The following is an 18578-nucleotide window of genomic DNA, read 5'->3' as shown; positions in this document are numbered from 1 at the left end:
ACCCGGCCGAACATCAGGCCGAGCACTAGGCCGGGCGGCGACGGAAGCGCATCGGTTCGCCGAAGCCGGGGACGGCGAAATGGCCGGGATCGACCGCCTGTTCGGCCAGGGCGTGGTGCAGCGCCCGGATGGGAGCGTCGATGCCCTCCGCGGTCAGCTGGAAGGTTCCGAAGTGCATGGCGACGCTGTGTCGTGCCCCCAGGTCGCGGTGAGCCCGCACAGCGTCGGCCGGGTTCATGTGCTGGGCGGCCATGAACCAGCGCGGCTCGTAGGCGCCGATCGGCAGCAGGGCGACGTCGATGGCGCCGAACCGCCGCCCGATCTCCCGGAAGTGCGGGCAATAGCCGCTGTCGCCCGCGAAATAGACGGCGGCCTCCGGCGTCTCGACCACGAAGCCGCCCCACAGCGTCCGGCGCCGGTCGAAGGGGGTGCGGGAGGACCAGTGCTGCGCCGGGACGAAGGTGATCCGGGTGCCGTGCGGGCCGGGCAGGCTGTCCCACCAATCCAGCTCGTGCACCGCGTCGAAGCCGGCCCGGCGCATCATCGGGCCGTTGCCCAGCCCCGTCATCACCTGCGGCACGCCGCGCCGCCGCGCCAGATGGCGGAGCGTCGGGGCGTCGAGGTGATCGTAGTGGTTGTGACTGAGCAGCACCGCGTCGATGACCGGCAAATCCGCCATGCGCACCGCGGGCGGGCGCACCCGCTTCGGTCCCAGACGCCCGAAGGGGCCGGCATGGTCGGAATAGACGGGGTCGGTCAGGAAGGCCGCACCACCGATCTGGATCAGGAAGGTCGCCTGTCCGATGAAGGTCACCGCGACCTCGCCCCGCGCCGGGGTGATGGGGCGGAAGGGGCTGGGCGGTTCCGGGTCAGGCGGCGTCCAGCGCGGGCCGCGCGCCTTGTAAAGCCGCCACAGCTCGCGCGGGCTCTTGTCCGTGTCGGCGTGCGGGTTGAAGAAACGGCGCCCGTCCCAGTGGTCGGACGGGACGGCGGGAAAGCGGGGCTGGCTGTCGTCGCGCGGCATGACACGAGAAGTGGGGTGGTGCGGCGGCATTGACTAGGCCACCGCCTTCCGCGATGCGGCAAGAATTCCATGCTCGCGGCACGGACAGTCCGCAAAACTGAATGTGCTATTGATAAAGCATTGAAAGCGTTGCGTTTTTTGGGGTCTGCCCTGCAAGAAGCGCGCGTGTGGTATCGGGTATACCAGGGCATATTGGTCTCAACGAACAACGCCCCCGATAACGCCTCCCAACGATTGGAGACCATCATGAACAGCTCGACCTACACCCACATCGGCAGCGACCGCGCCCCGTCCTCCGCCCTCCAGGCCGTCCGCGAGTTCCTCGCCGCCTGGCTGCGCGCGACCCCGGCCTACATCGTCTACCGCGCCATCAACGAGCGCTGATCTACGAGCGCGGATTGTCAAACGGGGGCGGCCCAACGGTCGCCCCCGTGTTGTATGAAGAAGCCCTTGGGCGTTCGGCTCAGGGTGCTTCGGTGAAGTTCCGGCGCCAGACCGGTGCCAGGTTCGGCAGGGCAAGCACCCGCCCCGCCACGCTCGAAAGTTTCGGGCAGTGTTCCGCGAACCAGTCGCGGCGAGGCCGCCAGTGCACCATGGCCCCGATGTAGATGTCGAGCGCGCTGAAGCGCTCCCCCAGCACCCACGGGCCATCGCCCAACTGTGTTTCCAGCCAGAGCCACAGCGTCTTGCGGTGTTCCACCATCGCCGCGCCGAGAGCCCCCGGAGTTTCCGTCACCCAGCGCTCCGGATAATCGCCGTAGGTGAAGGTCGGGTAGACGTTCGCCACCAGCCAAACCAGCAGCCGCAGGAAGGCGGCGCGCTCCGGTGCGTCCGGCGGCGGCGCCAGTCCGGCGTCCGGGTGCCGTTCGGCCAGCAGCAGCGCGATGGCCGCGCTCTCCGTCATCACCGTCCCGTCCGGCAGGACCAGGGTTGGAATCTGCCCCAGCGGGTTCAGAGCGATCAGCCTTTGTCGCTCTTCTCCCTGCGCGTCGAAGCCCTCGACGTTCTCGAAGACGAAGGGAACGCCGCATTGGACCAGCATCGCTTCGGTCAGGACGGACCCCCAGCCGGGCACTCCATAAAGCCTGTAATCCGCTCCGCTCATTCCGGTGCCCTCCCATCCTGGATCGCCTGTTCCGCCGCCAGCGTCCAGAAAGCCTCCGCCGCCGGGCTCTGGCGCGCGCGCGGGCGGTAGAGACGAACCTCCACCGGGATTTCCCAGCCCGCCCCGCCGGCCCGCACCAACCGTCCCTGCGCCAGATCCTCGGCGATCAGGCTGTCCGGCAGCCACGCTACGCCGCGCCCGTCGCGGGCCAGCGTGCGCAGCACCGCGGCGAGGTGCGAGGTGAAGACGGTGTCGAGCGCCAGCGCAGCCGGAAAGCCGCCGCGCGCCGCCGTGACGATGCGTCCCATGCCGGATTCCGGGCTGTAGGCGAGATGGGGCAGGGCGGCCCCGCCACCGGACAGCCCGCCTCCGGACAGGGCGTGCCGCGGCGCGCCCGCCTCGTCCGGGGCGGAAACCGGCACCAGACGGTCACCGCCCACCGCGGCCGAGCGGAAGGCCCCGGCCTCCAGCCGGGAGGGGGCGGCCGCATGGGTGTGGCACAGCAGGAACTGCGCCTGCCCCTGCGTCATCACCTGCTCGCAGGCCTGCATGCTGTCGGACAGCAGATGGATGGCGCCCAGCCGCGCCTGCCCCTCCAGCCGGCTCAGCCAAGCCGGAAAGAAGGTCAGCGACAGCGCGTGGGTCGCCGCGAAGCGCAGCGCCGTCGCCGCCGCGCCGCCGGCCAGCCGCGCCTCCTCCCGCCCTTGCAGAAGGCGGCGCACCGTCTCGTCGGCGAATGGGCGGAAGCGGCGCCCGGCCTCAGTCAGCCCGACCGGCTGGGTGCTGCGGTCGAACAGCGGCGTGCCGGTCCAGTCCTCCAGCGCGCGGATGCGGCGGCTGAAGGCCGGCTGGGTCAGGTTGCGCCGCTGCGCCGCGCGGGAGAAGTTACCGCACTCCGCCAGGGCGAGGAAATCCTCAAGCCAGTCCAGTTCCATCGGTAACTCATCAGCCCATGCCGGACGCGCATCATGCGATTTGAAACTGGCATTGGCCCGGCGGTCCCGTCCATCCCTATCCTGCGGCCCAGGGCAGAGGAACAAGCCAAAGGGAAGCAGCGCCATGCGCATCGTGGAGATCCGGGAAAAGACCGTCGGCATCAAGTCCGACATCGCCAACGCCTACATCGACTTCAGCCAGATGACCTGCTCCACGGTGGCGGTCATCACCGACGTGGTGCGCGACGGCAAGCCGGTGATCGGCTACGGCTTCAACTCCAACGGACGCTACGGCGCCGGCGGCCTGATGCGGGAGCGCTTCATCCCCCGTCTGACGTCGGCGGCCCCCGACAGCCTGATCGACGAGGCGAACGGCAACCTGGACCCGTTCAGGATCTGGGCACGGCTGATGAGCAACGAGAAGCCGGGCGGCCACGGCGAACGCTCCGTCGCGGTGGGCACCATCGACATGGCGGTGTGGGACGCCGTGGCGAAGATCGCCGGCAAGCCGCTCTACCGCCTGCTCGCCGACCGCTACCGCGGCGGCGTGGCCGACGAGTCGGTCTGGGTCTACGCCGCGGGCGGCTACTACTACCCCGGCAAGGGGGTGGAGGCGCTCCAGGACGAGATGCGCAGCTACCGCGACCGTGGCTACAAGGTCGTGAAGATGAAGATCGGCGCCACCTCGCTGGACGACGACCTGCGCCGCATCGAGGCGGTGCTGGAGGTAGTCGGCGACGGCCGGAACCTCTGCGTCGACGCCAACGGCCGTTTCGACCTGAAGACCGCCATCGCCTACGCCGAGGCGCTGAAGCCCTACGGCCTGCTCTGGTACGAGGAGGCCGGCGATCCGCTCGACTACGCGCTCCAGGCCGAACTGGCGAACCACTATGACGGTCCCATGGCGACGGGCGAGAACCTGTTCAGCCACCAGGACGCCCGCAACCTGATCCGCCACGGCGGCATGCGCCCGGACCGCGACTGGCTGCAGTTCGACTGCGCGCTCAGCTACGGCCTCGTCGAGTACATGCGCACCCTGGACATGCTGGCGGAGAACGGATGGTCGAGTCGGCGCGTGGTGCCGCACGGCGGCCACCAGATGTCGCTGAACATCGCCGCCGGCCTGCATCTGGGCGGCAACGAGTCCTATCCGGACGTGTTCAAGCCCTTCTGCGGCTTCGCCGACAGCATCGCCGTGGAGGACGGGCGCGTCCGCCTGCCGGACCAGCCGGGCATCGGCTTCGAGGACAAGGCGGAGCTGTTCCGCACCATGCGGGAGGCGCTGGAAACCGCGTCCTGATCCCCGCCGCCCGATTCGGCCGCACCCTGTACGGGCGGTATAGGGCGTTGACTCGCGCCGGATCATCCTCACATGCTGTTGCGGTGTTCAACAGTTTTGAAAGGAGGTGATCCAATGTCTCATGGAGCCAAGCCGGTAGCCGTTCTGTTCGGTCTCGCCGCCCTCCTGACGGCGGGGGTCGCCAGCGCGGACTGCTCGTCCAGCCACAGCGCCAGCGCCGGCACACAGAAGCCGGTCAGCGATACGGTCGCCACCGGCGACCGGGCTTCGGGCAGCACCCGCGGCTGATATCAGCAGCGAAACACTGGCAAGCACCATGCCGAACGGGCCGTTTCCCAGATGGGAAACGGCCCGTTTCCTTTTGGCGTGAGCGCTTCCATCCGACGCCTTTATAATTCGTATGCGAAATAGTCGGTTGAGCGCGATCCTTCCATTTGGTAAACGCAAAGGTAAGGATGTGGCCGGCGGGGTAGCGGGACACCGCTGTCGCGACTATGACGGCGTGCATCGGACCCGGGGTGCCGTCCGGTCCTTGGGAAGTGCAGGGTTGTGCCGTCCCTTTCCGCCGTGCTGTTCCCGGGCCACCGATGAGCATTCTCACACGCCTTGTCCTGCTCGTTCTCCTCGCCAGCCTGCCGGCCATCGGCATTCTGGCCCACAACAGCCTGACCGCCATCGAGGCGGGCGAACGCCAGGCCGAGGCGGAGGCCCGCCGCCTGCTGACGCTGATCCAGGACGAGCAGCAGCGGGTCGTTGAGGGCATGCGCGGCGTGCTGGTGACGGTGGCCGAATTGGCGCCGCGGCTGGCCATCGACCCGCAGCAATGCTCGACGACATTGAACCGCCTGCGCGGCCGGCTGCCGCGGGTGAAGGGCATCGCACTGACCGATCTCGACGGCTCGGTCCGCTGCGCCAGCGACGCCAAGCTGAACGGTCTGATGGTGGCGGCGCTGCCGCACATCCGCATGGCACTCTACGGGCAGAGCTTCGTCGTCGGCGACTACGCGGTGCGGCGCTCCGACGGGCGCCCCGTGCTGCCCTTCGCGGCGCCCTACACCGATGGGGCGGGCCGCATGGCGGGGGTGGTGTCCATCGCGCTCGACGCCGGATGGCTGCGTGAGTATCTGGCGGAGAAGCCGTTGCCGCCGAACGCCATGCTGGTGCTGGCCGACCGCAACGGCACCGTTCTGGGCCGCTTCCCCGGCAGCGACGACCAGCGGGTGGGCAAGCCGCTGCCCGAACCGCTGATGGCCTTGCTGCGCGCGCCCTCCGAAGGTGTTGCCGAATTGCCCGGCCTCGACGGGGAGCCGCGGATACTGGCCTTCGCTCCGGTGGATCAGAAGGTCCGCGACCTGTTTCTGGCGGTCGGGCTGGATCGGACGGAGGCGCTGCGCCCCGTCACCGCCGCGGCCGAGCGGAGTGCCTTCCTGCTGGCGCTGGCGGCGGCGCTGTCCCTGGCCGCGGCCTGGATCGGAGCGCGCCTGTTCGTGCTGCGTCCCGTGGCCCGGCTGAAGCGAGTGGTGGAGCGTTGGAGCGCCGGGGACCGGGACGCGCGGATCGGGCGGCCGGGCGACAGCTCGGAGATCGGCGCGCTGGGTCTCGCCTTCGATTCCATGGCGCAGGAGCTTCAGGCGCGGGAACAGGCCCGCGACGCCGCCCATGCCGCCGAACACCGCATGGCCGCGATCCTCGCCGCCTCCACCGACGCGGTGGTGGAACTGGACCATGAGGGCCGGGTGACCTTTGCCAACGAAAAGGCGGTGCGTCTGTTCGGCGACGGCGGGGATCTCCTGGGGCACGTCTTCGTCGCCTTGCTGCCGCCCGCTGTGGTCGAACCCTTCGCGGCGCGCCTGCGCGACGCGCTGGACCGGCACGAGCCGGAGGAGTTCGAAATCCGGCTGGCCGGCGGTGACGACCGGAGCGGTGGCGACTGGTACGCCCTGCGCCTGTTCGCCACCGGCGACCGGCTGGCCGTCTATGCCCAGGACGTGACCCGCCGCAAGGAGGACGAACGGGCGATCCGGCGGGCCGTGGAGCGCCACCGCTCCCTCTTGGAAACCGCCGCCGACGCGATCCTTCTGGTGGATGGCAATGGCACGGTGCACACCTACAACCGCGGCGCGGAGCGCATCTTCGGCCATTGCCCCGCCGACGCGGTTGGGGCCGACGTGCGCCGGTTGATCCCAAGCGGCTTCGTTCCGGAAACCCTCAGCCCGGACAAGCTGGCCGACGGCGTCGCGCGGGAAGTGGAGGGGCGGCGCCGCGACGGGTTGGCGGTCCCGCTGGAACTATCGCTGTCGGCCTGGAGCGACGGCGGCGACCGCTTCTTCACCGCCATCCTGCGCGACATCACCGAGCGCAAGCGCACCGAATCGGCGCTGCGCCGCGCCAAGGAGCAGGCGGAGCGGGCCAACCGGGCGAAGTCGCGCTTCCTCGCCGCGGCCAGCCACGACCTGCGCCAGCCGGTGCAGTCGCTGTTCTTCCTAACCTCCGCGCTCAGCGAGCAGACACCGGGTGGTCCGGGCCACGGCACGCTGAAGACCATGCAGCAGGCGCTGGAGGCGCTGAAGCGCCTGCTCGACGGGTTGCTGGACATCTCCAAACTCGACGCCGGGGTGGTCGAGCCGGTGACCTCCACCGTGGCGATCCAGCCCCTGTTCGATCGCCTCGCCGCCGAATACGCGCCGGAGGCGGCGCGGCGCGGCCTGACCCTGCGCGTCGTTCCGACCACGCTCCACGCGCGCAGCGATCCCATGCTGCTGGAGCGGGTCGTCCGCAACCTGCTGGACAACGCGCTGCGCTACACCGGGCGGGGCGGGGTGCTGCTGGGCGTGCGGCGGTCGCGCCGCCGCTTCCACATCGCCGTGTGCGACAGCGGCGCCGGCATCCCGCCGGACCGCCAGGAGGACATCTTCGAGGAGTTCACCCAGCTCGGCAACCCGGAGCGCGACCGCGAGAAGGGGCTGGGTCTCGGCCTCGCCATCGTGCGGCGGCTGTGCGCGCTGCTCGGCCATTCCGTCGCCCTGCGATCGCGGCCGGGCAGCGGATCGACCTTCCTGGTCACCGTTCCCGCCGCCGAGCCGCCCCGGCCCGTGGCGGCGGTTCCCGCCGTCGGCCGGACGGAGGGCGGCGGGAGCCGGCTCGTCCTGATCATCGACGACGAGGTGATCATCCTGATGGGGCTGCGCGCCATGCTGGAAGGCTGGGGCTACGAGGTCATCGCCGCCACCGCGGGGGACGAGGCGATCCGCCTGCTCGACGAGGCCGGGCGGCGGCCGGACGTCATCCTGGCCGACTACCGGCTGCGCAACGGCAAGACCGGGCCGGAGGCGTTGCGCGCCATCCACGCCCATTGCCGGGCGTCGATTCCCAGCATCATCCTGACCGGCGACACCGCCCCCGAACGCATCGTCGAGGCCCAGCGCAGCGGCTTCGCCATCCTGCACAAGCCGGTGTCGTCCCATCACCTGAAGCAGGTGGTGGCCGAAGCCGGGGGGCGCTGAGAGACACTCCGGCTTCGGCTTTCGTTCATCGCGCCTGCACCAGCGCGTGGCGCTTGCGCCCGGCGGACAGGCGGATGAGTCCCTCGCCGTCGAGGTCCGCAAGGGACAACACCGCCGTCTCGTCGGTGACGGGGGTACCATTCACACGTGCCCCGCCGTCGCGGATCAGCCGGCGGGCCGCCCCCTTGGATTCGGCCAGCCCGGCGGCGGACAGCAGGTCGGCCAGCCGGACGCCGGCGGCGAGGTCGGCGCGGGCGGCCTCCACCGTCGGCAGGCCGCCGCCGGCCCCGGCCTCCTCGAAGACCCGGCGGGCGGTCTCCGCGGCCTCGGCCGCCGCCGCCGCGCCGTGGCAGAGGGTTGTGGCCTCATGGGCGAGGATCTTCTTGGCCTCGTTGATCTCCGATCCTTGGAGGGCCTCCAACCGGGCGATCTCGTCCAGCGGCAGCTCGGTGAACAGGCGCAGGAAACGGCCGACGTCCGCATCCTCCGTGTTGCGCCAGAACTGCCAGAAGTCGTGCGGGCTGCGCCGTTCGGCGTTCAGCCACACCGCCCCCGCCGCCGTCTTGCCCATCTTGGCGCCCGACGCGGTGGTCAGCAGCGGCGTGGTCAGGCCGAACAGCTCCGTCCCGTCGACGCGGCGGGCCAGCTCGATCCCGTTGACGATGTTGCCCCACTGGTCCGACCCGCCCATCTGCAGCCGGCAGCCGTGGCGGCGCGACAGCTCCAGGAAGTCGAAGGCCTGGAGGATCATGTAGTTGAACTCCAGGAAGGTCAGCGGCTGCTCGCGGTCGAGCCGCAGCTTGACGGACTCGAAGCTCAGCATCCGGTTGACGGTGAAATGGCGCCCGATGTCGCGCAGCATCGGGATGTAGCGCAACTCGTCCAGCCAGTCGGCGTTGTCGACCATCACCGCGCCGTTCGGCCCATTCTCCAAGGGGGCGTCGCCGAAGGACAGGTACTGGGCGAAGGCCCGGCCGATGCCGGCCATGTTGGCGGCGATCTGCGCGTCGTCCAGCATGGGGCGGCTGGTGTCGCGGAAGCTGGGGTCGCCGATGCGTGTGGTGCCGCCGCCGATCAGCACGACGGGCCGGTTGCCGGTCTTCTGGAACCAGCGCAGCACCATGATCGAGACGAGATGCCCGACATGCAGGCTGTCCGCCGTGGCGTCGAAACCGATGTAGGCGCCGACCGGCCCCTGGCGCAGCAGGGCGTCGAGGCCCGACAGGTCGCTGGCCTGATGCAGAAAGCCGCGCTCGTCGAGCACGCGCAGGAAGTCGGACTGGAAGGGGCTGGAAGCGGCGGGGGTCGCCATGATGCTGATCTCCGGAAGGGAAGGGCCGCGTCCCGGAGATCATCTGTCGAAGCACATGCCGCCGGTTCGCGGCGGCATGGTTCATATGGTCAAGACCGAACGCGCCGCCCTATGGGAGCAGCGTATAATAGCGGCTGAAATGGTGCGTGCGCGTTGTCATGACCGGGAAGCTAGGCGCGCGGGAGCGGGTCGTCAAGGGCGATCCGCCTATTCCTCCCGTTCGAAACAACGGATAATTGTTCCCTTTACGTTCCGTTTTGGCGCCGCTATCCTTCTCCCATGGACGAGATCCCGCGGCAGGCCCTGAAAGGACGGGGGGCGATCAGCAATATGACCTCCCGTTACGAGCGGGAGGCGCGCGTGCTGGCCGACGACGGCTGGGGCGAGAACGAAGCGGTGACGGAAACCGTCCCGACCCAGGTCTTCGACGACACGGCCCGCTCGGTCCTGTCGAAGAACACGTCGCCCGACGTGATCTTCGAACGGTCGGTGAACCCCTATCGGGGGTGTGAGCACGCCTGCATCTACTGCTTCGCCCGCCCGACCCACGCCTATCTCGGCCTGTCGCCGGGGCTGGATTTCGAGACGAAGATCTTCCGCAAGGCCAGGGCGGCGGAGCTTCTGGCAGTGGAGCTTCGCGCCAAGTCCTACCGTTGCCAGCCGCTGGCGCTCGGCGCCAACACCGATCCCTACCAACCCATCGAGCGGGAGCAGCGCATCACCCGCGCGGTGCTGGAGGTCTGCCGCGACTTCAACCAGCCGGTGATGATCATCACCAAATCGGCGCTGGTCCTGCGCGACCTCGACATCCTGGCGCCGATGGCGGCGAAAGGGCTGGTCAACGTCGCGCTGTCGGTCACCACGCTCGACCGCGACCTTGCCCGCCGCATGGAGCCGCGGGCCAGCACGCCGCAGCGGCGCCTCGCCGCCATGCGTGAACTGACGGCGGCCGGCGTGCCGGGGGCCGTGCTGGCCAGCCCGATGATCCCGGGACTCAACGACCATGAACTGGAAGCCATTCTGACGGCGGCGGCCGAGGCCGGGGCGACGCAGGCCAATTACATCCTCCTGCGCCTGCCGCTGGAAATCGCCGATCTGTTCGAGGAATGGCTGCGCGAGCACGCGCCCAACCGCGCCGACCGTGTGCTCAGCCTGATTCGCCAGTGCCGCGAGGGGGAGTTGTACCAATCCCAATTCGGCAGCCGCATGAAAGGCTCCGGCCCGGTCGCGGAGCTGCTGTCGAGGCGGTTCAAGCTGGCCTGTCGGCGCCTCGGCCTCAACGCCCGCGACGCCGCTCTCAACTGCGCCGACTTCAGGCCCCCTCCGGCCCGTGGCGATCAGTTGACGATGTTTTGACCGTTCCGTCTTGCACGGGAACGAGCCGGCCCGCTCCGAGTTGATCGGTCGGCCATCGCTGGGCTACCTTCGGCCGCCCGGACACGCGTCTGAAATCCGGGTCGCGGTTCGAAGGTTGCAGTTCGAAGGTCGAGGGAGACGGGGTGATGGCCACGATCGGTGAAGTTCTGGCCATCGCGTTCGCCGATCATTGCGCCGGTCGCGTACCTGAGGCGGCCGTCCTTTACCGCCGGGTGCTGGAAGCTGACCCGACCAACCCCAACGCCTTGTATTTGCTTGGAATGGCCGAGTGGCAGAGCGGCCGGCCGGTCGCGGGCTTGTCCCTGATCGGGCGGGCGCTCCGGCTCAATCCCGGCTGGATCGAGGCGCGCGTCAACCGGGCCATCATCCTGGACAAGGTCGGCCATCCGACGGAGGCTGCCGCCGACTGGCGACGGCTGACCCTCTTCGATCCGGGCCATCCGCAGGCATGGCGTAATCTCGGCGACGCCTTCCAAGCCCAGGGCGATGCCGGGGCGCCGCAGGCGATCGATGCGCTGCACCGCGCCGTCCGCCTCGATCCCAATCAGGCCGAAGTGCATCACGACCTGGGGGTGGTGCTCCGCCGCGCCGGCCGGCTCGACGAGGCGGTGGGCAGTCTGGTCCGCGCCATCGCGGTCAAGGCCGATCTGGCGCCCGCCCACATGAACCTGGGCAACACCCTGCTCGAACGCGGTGATGACGACGCGGCCCGGGACAGCCTGCGGCGCGCGCTGGCACTCGGCCCGGCCAGCCCGGAATACTGGTACAATTTCGGCAACGCCCTGTACGCCCATGGCGATCCCCTACGGGCTCTGCACGCCTACCGGCGGTCGGCGCGGCTGGGGCTCGCCCTCGCCCGTCTGCGGGTGGCGACGGTGCTGAGCGATCTGGGCCGCTTGGCCGAGACCGAGGCCGAACTGATCGAAAGCCTGCCGATCCCCGGAGTCGAGGTTCCCCTCAGCATCGAGTTGCTGAGCAACGTCTTCCTGCGAGGCGACCGGCTGGCGGACGGGCGGGCGTTCTTCACGCGGCTGGCCTCGACGCCGCTCGGCGGCGTGGTCTATCGCGGGGAATGCCTGACGGCGCTCGCCGCGTTCGATCTGCGGGACGGCGCGCCACGGGCCGCCCGCGACCGGCTGGCGGCGGTCCGCGGGGACAACGGCTGGTTCTTCACCGTGAAAGCGCTCGCCGCCCTGCGCGCGACCCTGGCCGATCAGGGGCTCCAGCTGGTCCGCCCCGCCGCCATGGAGGCGGACGGCGGGCACCAGCCCCCGCGCGTGACCTCGTCGTCTTTGGCCACCCGGGGCCGCTTCGCCCACACCGTCCTGGAATACATCCTGGTCCGGCTCTATGCTGAGAAGCATGGCTTCGTGCTGGAGACTCCCGACTGGGTGGGCGGCGCCTTCTTCGCGCTGAACGATCCGCCGCAGAGCGGTCCGCTGCCGCCGCTGCTGTTTTCCCGCCGCATTCTCAACGATCTGGTCAGCGGCACGGCGGAGCGGGCGCCGATCGCCGATCGCGACATCCTCTCGCCCCTGTTCCTGTTCAAGCACAAACAGGCGTACCGGCAGCGGGTCCAGTCCTGGCTGACGCCGCGCCGGGTCTGGGCGCCGTATCTCGACCCGGCCGTCGAGCGGTTGCGGGCGGCGGGGAACACGGTGGTCGCGCTCCACATCCGGCGGGGCGACTTCGTGACGGCCAACTACCCGATCACCGAGACCGCCTGGTACGTCGACTGGCTGCGCGCCTGGTGGCCGCGTTTCGACCGGCCGGTGCTCTATGTGGCCAGCGACGACGTCGCGGCGGTCCGCCACGCCTTCGCGGAATTCCATCCGCTGACGCGGGCCGACGTCGTGGAGGAGTGGGCGGGGTTGGACTTCCTTCAGGATTTCCACGTGCTGATGAACGCCGACGTGGTCGGCACCAGCGCCGCCAGCGGCTTCAGCGTCCTGGCCGCCCGCCTCAACACACACGCCCGCCTGTTCGTCGAGCCGGACGTCGCCGCCCGCCGCATCCGGCCCTTCGAGCCCTGGACGCCCTGAACTTTACGCGACGGGCCACGGGCGGGGCCGGGCAAGGGCTTGCAGAGCGGCGCGGACACGGCCGACGACGGGCGCCCACGCGCCGCGCCGGTCCTGGCGGAACAGGCGCATGGTCGGGTACCACGGCGTGCACATCCCCTGGTCCAGCCAGCGCCAGTCGGGGGCGAAGGGCAGCACCGTCCAGACCGGGCGGCCGAGCGCCCCGGCCAGATGGGCCGGCGCCGTGCAGGAGCTGATGACGAGGTCGAGGTTCTGCATGATCGCCGCGGTGTCGGCGAAGTCCGTGATCTCCGCGCCGAGGTCGGTGAAGGACGGCGGCAGCGGCCCGCAGGTTTCCAGGTCCTGCCGTCCCGCCCCCTTCTGCAGGCCGAAGACCGTGACGCCTGGAACGTCCAGCAGCGGAAGAAACGCCTTCAGGCGGGGCGAACGGATGTGGTCGGCCTTGAATTCGGGGTTGCCGGCCCACACCAGCCCCACCCTCAGCCCCGTCCACGGACCGGGCGGCGGCCCCAGGCGCGTCGCCCAGCGTGTCACCAGTTCCGGCTCGGCGCGCAGATAAGGGGCGTCGGCGGGGATCGTGTAGAGCATGGTGCCGAGGCGGTGCGGCAGGCTGGCCAGGGCGACGTGCGCGTCGTGCGGCGGCGGCGGGTCGAAGCGGCCGACCACGCCCTCGATGCCCGGCATGGCGGAGAGCAGGCGGACGGCCTGACCGTTGCACTCGATGAAGACGCGCACGCCCCGCGCCTGAAGCTGCGGGGCGAAGCGGGCGAACATGATCGTGTCGCCCACCCCCTGCTCGTCATGGACCAGCAGGGTCCGGCCGGTGAGGTCGGAGCCGTCCCAGACGGGGGAGGAGAAGCTGCGCCGGGGCGACGGAAAGTCGGCCATGCGCGAGCGCCATTCATACTCGGCGAACCCCTCCTCCAACTCGCCCTTGAGCAGCAGCCCGAAGCCCAGAGCGGTATGAGCCTCCGCCAGGGACGGGTCGAGCCGGACGGCGGCCCGCGTCAGGGCGATCATCTCGTCAACCCGCATCAGGTCGCGGGCCGCCAGACCGAGGTTGAGGTGGGTGTGCCCCGCACCCGGCTGCATCGCGATGGACCTCCGGAAGCAGGCCACCGCCTCGTCGAGCCGCCCGAGATCCTGAAGCGTGACGCCCAGGTTGTTGAGGACGCCGGGATCGCCCGGCGCGAAGCCGAGCGCGCAGCGGTAGTAGCGGACCGCCTCGTCGGCCCGGCTGAGACGGCGGTGCGCCATGCCCAGGTTGGCGTAGGCGGCGACCGAAGACGGCGTCATGCCGAGAAGCACCAACAGCTCCTCGATCGCCTCCTCGGCGCGGCCGGCCAGGATGAGCGCCTGCGCGAGCAGCAGCCGCTGTTCGGTCAGCAGCGGCTTGAGGCGCAGCAGCCGGCGCAGCGCGGTCGCGGCGTCGCCGTGCCGGCCCTGATCCGTCAGCACGTTCGCTAAGTTGTTGAGCGCGTCGGCGGAGCCGGCGTCCAGCGCCAGGGCGCGCCGGCAGCAGGCCACGGCCTCGTCGCGCCGGCCGAGCCGCCGCAGCGCGCTGGCGAGGTTGGAGAAGCAGGCCACGTTGTCCGGGGCGGAGCGGACGGCCTGGGTCATCCAGTCCACGGCCTCCGCCGGCCGCCCGCCCTGGAGCGCCAGCGCGCCCAGGAGATGCAGGGCGTCCGGGTGACGGGGGTGGTCGGCGAGAACGCGCCGGTACGCGCTCTCCGCCTCGGCCAGCCGGCCGGCCCCGTGATGGGCGAGGCCCGCCGCGACGAGCGCCGCGGGGTCGGGTCGATCCAGGGTGGCTTTGCTGGGGAAGGCCATGCGTGCGTGCTTTCGAATCGTCGATCAGATCAGAACCGGGGATGCCCAGGGATCGTAGGGGACCAGGGCCCGGCGCGTCGGGTCCGGCCGATGGAACCCGTCGGCGTTGCGGTTCAGCATGGTGGCGACGAAGGAGAAGGAGCTGTTGGAAATGGCGACCCGGTCGGCGTGGCAGAGCACATGGAAATCGGTGAAGAACTCCGCGCCCGCGATCGGCTCGGCGAGATCGCGGCCGGTGACGGGGCGGTAGGCGGCGAACTCCCGCAGCTGGGCGGGATCATCGGTCGCGATGAACAGGAGCGGATGGTCGAGCGTCGACCAGACGGTCTCCAGCCAGTGCCGGTACCAGGACGCCGGGGCGATCCAGAACCGTCCCCAGCCGAAATCCCCGCGCCGGAGGTGCAGCGCCACGACGGTGCGGCCGGCGTCGCGCAGACGGCCGAGCACCGCATCCGCGTAAGGTTGGAGGTTGCGCCCCGGCGTGAACAGCGCGCGGAACTCCTCCCTGAACGGTGCCAGGGGGGTCGTGTCACCACAGAAATAGCCGGACACGTCGCGGTCCGCCAGCACGGCGGAGTGCTCCCCGCGGAGGGAGGCGGTCAGGGCGGCTTCCCCGTCCGCTTCCGCCACGCGCGGCAACGCCGGGCCGGGCAGGGGATCGGCGTGATCGTACAGGTGGCGGCCGAGCCATGGCGGAACCTCCAGGGTGAGGCCATGCCTTGCGGCGTAGAGGCGCAAAGCGCCGTACTGGAGAAGCTGGTTGCCGAACCGTCCGTTGAGTCCGAGGACGGTCGAGGCGAGGCGGCGGCCCGGCCCGCCCGCCGGGGCGGGAACCGGCGGCTGCCCCCACCGGCGCGTCAGCAGGGACAGCGCGCGGCGCGTGAAGGCCTCGCCGAAACCGGGGTTGCAGCGGATCGCCCGTTCCCAGGCCGTCAGCGCCTCGTCGGGGAGGCCAAGCGATTCCAACGCTCCGGCCAGCGCCGCGTGGCCGCCGTACAGCGCGGGGCTGAACCGCAGCGCCCGGCGGGCATGCTCCACCGCCGTCACCCCGTCGCCGAGGGCCAAAGTGGCTTCTGCGCAGTCCACGTTGAGGTCGGACGGCATGGGGTCCAGCCGGAGCGCCCGACCCAGCTCCCGCCGCGCCTGTTCGGTATGCCCGAGCCGCCGGTTCGCGCGGCCCAACAGCCATTGGGCGTTGGGATGGCCCGGCTGGAGCGCCAGCGCGCGGCGCAGCCGGAGGACGGCCTGGGCATGGGCGTCGGTATCGAACAGCAGGGAGCCGAGATTGCACCATGCGGCGGCCGCGCCGGGATGAAGGCACGCCACCGCCCGGAAGGCCGTCAGCGCAAGCCGGTTGCGTTGAAGCCGGTGCGCGAGCAATCCCAACTCGAACCAGGCTTCGGTGCGACCAGGGTCCTCGGCGGCGGCGCGGGTCAGCGCGGCGGTGGCGCGGTCGAGCTGTCCGGCCTGGATGGCGTCCTTTCCCAGCGCGACGAGGTCGATGGCGCGCGGGGCGTCCGCGGGGAGCGTGGGCGATGTGGGCGGAGGCCCCCCAAGCCACCCCTGCGCCGTGAGGAACGGCGGTCCGTTCCAGCCGCCGTCGCGCAGAAGCGCGGATCGCTTGGCTTTCAGCGCGTGGAGGCGGCGCTGGGTCAGGATCTCGATCGCCACGAAGCGGGAGTCGGGCGGCGCCGCTTCCCCCGGCTTGGCGCCGCTGGTCATCGTCTGGCGTTGCCGCGCCAGGGCGTTGTCCGCCCGCATCGTGTAGTGGACCGTCTTCTCCGCGATCCGGATTCCGCCGAACATGCTGTGGAGCGCCCGGCCGTAGGCCACATCGTCGGCCACGGCCGGGTGGAACGGCGCCTCCTCCGGAAAGCCGCCGATCATGTCGTGGCAGACGCGCCGTACGCAGAGGTTGCAGGGGTAGCTCAGTTCCGACGCCTCGCGCCACGCGGGGGTGATCTCCTCGTCGATGGTGTCGAAGTGCATCCCGGTGCGGACGAACCCGGCGTTGGGTGTGTGATCCAGTACCGTCGCCGTCAGCACGAAATGCCGCTCGAAGAAGTAATCGTCGGCGTCGAGGAACCACAGGTAACGGCCCAGCCCCGCGGCGGCGCCGATGTTGCGCGACCGGCCCGCCCCCTGGTTGCGGTTGTTCGCGATCAGCGCGACGCTCTGCTCCGGATGTTCCCGCGCCCAGCGCAGGACCCGCGACGCCGTCTCGTCGGGGGAGGCGTCGTCGACGACGCAGACATGGACCTGTGCCCGTGGGTCCCGCACCGTCTCGCGGTAGAATCGGGCCGCCGCGGCGACGCTGTCGAGCGCCCGTCCGATGGTGTCCTCCATCCGATGCGCGGGGATCACCACGGTGCCGAGACAGTCGGTGTCGACCTTGTGGCGCGCGATCCCCCGCAGGGCGACTCCCAACCCGCAATCCTCGAAGCCGGCGGCGGCGTGCAGCCGCTCGGCCTCCGCGTCGCGCCCCTGGACCAAGCGGACGATGCCCAGGGCGCGGGCCAGGTCACCCTGTGGCGGCATGAGGCACGCCAACGGTTCCAGCAACGCCGCCGCCTCGTCGGCCGCCCCGTCCTGCAGGCGCGCCAAGGCCCGGCCGGCGGCGCGGCCCAGGGGCTCCCCGATCTGCCGGCCGAGCGCCTCATGGTCGCCGTGCAGGCGGGCGGCCCGGACGAACAGCCCGATCGCCCGCAGGCCGTCGCCCGCTGTGCGGGCGGCGTGCGCCGCGTGCTGCCACGCGACCGCATCCGCCGGATCGATCGCGAGCACCCGTCGGTGTGACGGGGCGCCGTCGGAGGCCATCGCATCCCGTGTCATCCCCGGACCACCGCCGCCACGAAGGTCTCGGCGAAGGCGCGCCAGGTCCGCTCGCCGCGCAGGAAGGCCCGCGCCTTGTCGGCGCGGGCGCGGGCGGCGGCGCGGTCGGTGTAGAGGGTTTCGAGATGGGCGACGACCTCCTCGACGGAGGATTCCCCCCAGCCGCGGCGCCGGCCAGCCGGATCGGCCACCGGGTCCTGCCGGCTCAACGGCAGACAGGCGCCGTCGCGGATCAGGTCGAGGTGGCCGGTGTTGGCCGACAGGATGACCGGCACGCCGCAGGCCATCGCCTCCATGGCGACGAGGTTGGTCGCCCCTTCGCAGCGGTTGGGAAAGATGGCGGCGTGGCATTCCGCCAGGATGGCGGGGATCTGGCCGCGCCCGAGGAAGCCCATGTCGACGAAGCCCTCCGGCGGCACGCCGCAGTCCATCGCCCATTCCACGATGCGCAGCTTGCCGTTGTCGCCCACGGCGGGGGCGGCGGGCACGAGCGGGGACTCCGCGATGTCGGCGGAGGTGTGCGGCCAGGGGTTGTGCCACGCGGTGACCAGCAGCGCGTCGGGATGGCGCTCATGGAACCGCCGGAAGGCGGCGAGCACGATGTCCTGCCCTTTGCGGAACTCCACCTTCCCGCCCGAGAAGACGACGAAACGGTCGCCGAAGCGCCGGGCCGGCGGGACCGGCGCCAGTTCGTCCGGGTCCACGCCCTGGAAGGCGCAGCCGACGTTGGCGAAGCCTTGTTCGGCCAGCAGCGCCCTGTTGTACTCGGAATGGACCACGAGCGTGTCATAGCTCCGCGCGCGGCGCAGCGTGTCCTGGTCGAACAGGGTATCCTCGTAGGCGATGACCCCGACGTTGCGGCTGCCGCGGAACCGGGCGGAGAGCGGCCCCGCGACGAAACCGTTGCCGAGCGCGTGCAGGACGGTGCAGTCGTTGAGGCCCAGCATCCGGTTCCCCGACCGGTCGGCGATCGCCGTGATCTGCTGATAACCGTTCACCAGGACGTCCAGCTTGTCCCGGTTCTCCGGCCGCATCGTGGACAGAAGCGGCTTTTCCAGCAGGAGCGGTGGCCGTCCCCGGTCGATCAGATGCAGCGCCGTGTGGACGCCGACCAGACCCCAGCCGTGGATCTCCGAAAGCTGCCACGTCAGCGCCAGGTTCTGTTCCACGCACGGCTTTCCGACGCCCACCGCTGCCAACTCCGTCACGCGCCGCACATCCTTTCATGCCATGGCCTTCATGCTCATCGCCTTGGATGGTAGGATAGCAGAACGCGGACGCCGATACACAGCGTGAGCCGCCGTCCAGTGCGAGCCAT

Annotated in this window: 13 protein-coding genes; 6 read left to right on the top strand and 7 right to left on the bottom strand. The window is 70.6% G+C overall.

Translation table 11 applies throughout. From position 1 onward, the window contains the following. Positions 1-25: 25 nt before the first annotated feature. The gene (locus JJL56_RS18915; protein ID WP_247891146.1) at positions 26-1054 is read right to left on the bottom strand and encodes an MBL fold metallo-hydrolase; all 1029 of its coding nucleotides are present in this window, start codon (positions 1052-1054) and stop codon (positions 26-28) included. A 216-nt stretch (positions 1055-1270) separates the two neighbouring features. Between JJL56_RS18915 and JJL56_RS18910 the strand changes: the two genes are divergently transcribed. Continuing rightward, the gene (locus tag JJL56_RS18910) at positions 1271-1408 is read left to right on the top strand and encodes a hypothetical protein (protein ID WP_014197745.1); all 138 of its coding nucleotides are present in this window, start codon (positions 1271-1273) and stop codon (positions 1406-1408) included. Positions 1409-1487: 79 nt separating this feature from the next. Here JJL56_RS18910 and JJL56_RS18905 read toward each other — a convergent pair whose 3' ends face one another. Beyond that, positions 1488-2129, bottom strand: a complete 642-nt coding sequence (locus JJL56_RS18905; protein ID WP_200485930.1) for a glutathione S-transferase family protein — start codon at positions 2127-2129, stop codon at positions 1488-1490. Continuing rightward, complete coding sequence (locus tag JJL56_RS18900; RefSeq protein ID WP_200485929.1) at positions 2126-3064, bottom strand: LysR family transcriptional regulator; 939 nt, start codon at positions 3062-3064, stop codon at positions 2126-2128. Before JJL56_RS18900 ends, JJL56_RS18905 begins: the two co-directional genes overlap by 4 nt. A 124-nt stretch (positions 3065-3188) precedes the next feature. On the opposite strand from JJL56_RS18900, the gene JJL56_RS18895 reads away from it, so the two are divergent. The 3 genes from JJL56_RS18895 to JJL56_RS18885 all read left to right on the top strand — a co-directional run bounded on the left by JJL56_RS18895 (position 3189) and on the right by JJL56_RS18885 (position 7867). After that, complete coding sequence (locus JJL56_RS18895) at positions 3189-4364, top strand: mandelate racemase/muconate lactonizing enzyme family protein (protein WP_200485928.1); 1176 nt, start codon at positions 3189-3191, stop codon at positions 4362-4364. A 114-nt stretch (positions 4365-4478) separates the two neighbouring features. After that, positions 4479-4652: a hypothetical protein gene (locus JJL56_RS18890; RefSeq protein WP_186452987.1), complete on the top strand. Its 174-nt coding sequence runs from the start codon at positions 4479-4481 to the stop codon at positions 4650-4652. Positions 4653-4951: 299 nt separating this feature from the next. Further along, positions 4952-7867 (top strand): PAS domain S-box protein, encoded by a 2916-nt coding sequence (locus JJL56_RS18885; protein ID WP_200485927.1) that lies wholly within the window; start codon positions 4952-4954, stop codon positions 7865-7867. Between the two features lie 25 nt (positions 7868-7892). On the opposite strand, the gene tyrS is transcribed toward JJL56_RS18885, so the two are convergent. Then, positions 7893-9179, bottom strand: a complete 1287-nt coding sequence (gene tyrS / locus JJL56_RS18880) for a tyrosine--tRNA ligase (protein WP_200485926.1) — start codon at positions 9177-9179, stop codon at positions 7893-7895. 279 nt (positions 9180-9458) lie between these two features. Between tyrS and JJL56_RS18875 the strand changes: the two genes are divergently transcribed. Both JJL56_RS18875 and JJL56_RS18870 read left to right on the top strand, forming a co-directional pair. Beyond that, positions 9459-10535: a PA0069 family radical SAM protein gene (locus JJL56_RS18875; RefSeq protein WP_200485925.1), complete on the top strand. Its 1077-nt coding sequence runs from the start codon at positions 9459-9461 to the stop codon at positions 10533-10535. A gap of 146 nt (positions 10536-10681) precedes the next feature. Continuing rightward, positions 10682-12598: a tetratricopeptide repeat protein gene (locus JJL56_RS18870; protein ID WP_200485924.1), complete on the top strand. Its 1917-nt coding sequence runs from the start codon at positions 10682-10684 to the stop codon at positions 12596-12598. Positions 12599-12601: 3 nt separating this feature from the next. Here JJL56_RS18870 and JJL56_RS18865 read toward each other — a convergent pair whose 3' ends face one another. Genes JJL56_RS18865 through JJL56_RS18855 form a run of 3 tightly spaced genes read right to left on the bottom strand, consistent with a single transcriptional unit; the run spans position 12602 to position 18429 of the window. Further along, positions 12602-14428, bottom strand: a complete 1827-nt coding sequence (locus JJL56_RS18865; protein WP_200485923.1) for a tetratricopeptide repeat protein — start codon at positions 14426-14428, stop codon at positions 12602-12604. A 24-nt stretch (positions 14429-14452) separates the two neighbouring features. After that, positions 14453-17260 carry a glycosyltransferase gene (locus tag JJL56_RS18860; protein ID WP_200485922.1) on the bottom strand — a complete coding sequence of 936 codons (2808 nt, stop codon included), beginning with the start codon at positions 17258-17260 and terminating at the stop codon, positions 14453-14455. Further along, on the bottom strand, positions 17257-18429 hold the full coding sequence (locus tag JJL56_RS18855; protein ID WP_247889529.1) for a glycosyltransferase family 4 protein: 1173 nt from the start codon (positions 18427-18429) through the stop codon (positions 17257-17259). Before JJL56_RS18855 ends, JJL56_RS18860 begins: the two co-directional genes overlap by 4 nt. Positions 18430-18578: the final 149 nt, after the last annotated feature.

Origin of the sequence: Azospirillum aestuarii (assembly GCF_016632405.1) — a bacterium.
Classification (GTDB): Bacteria; Pseudomonadota; Alphaproteobacteria; order Azospirillales; family Azospirillaceae; genus Azospirillum; species Azospirillum aestuarii.
Note: the sequence above shows the minus strand (reverse complement) of the source record. Positions and strands in the feature narration are given on the sequence as shown.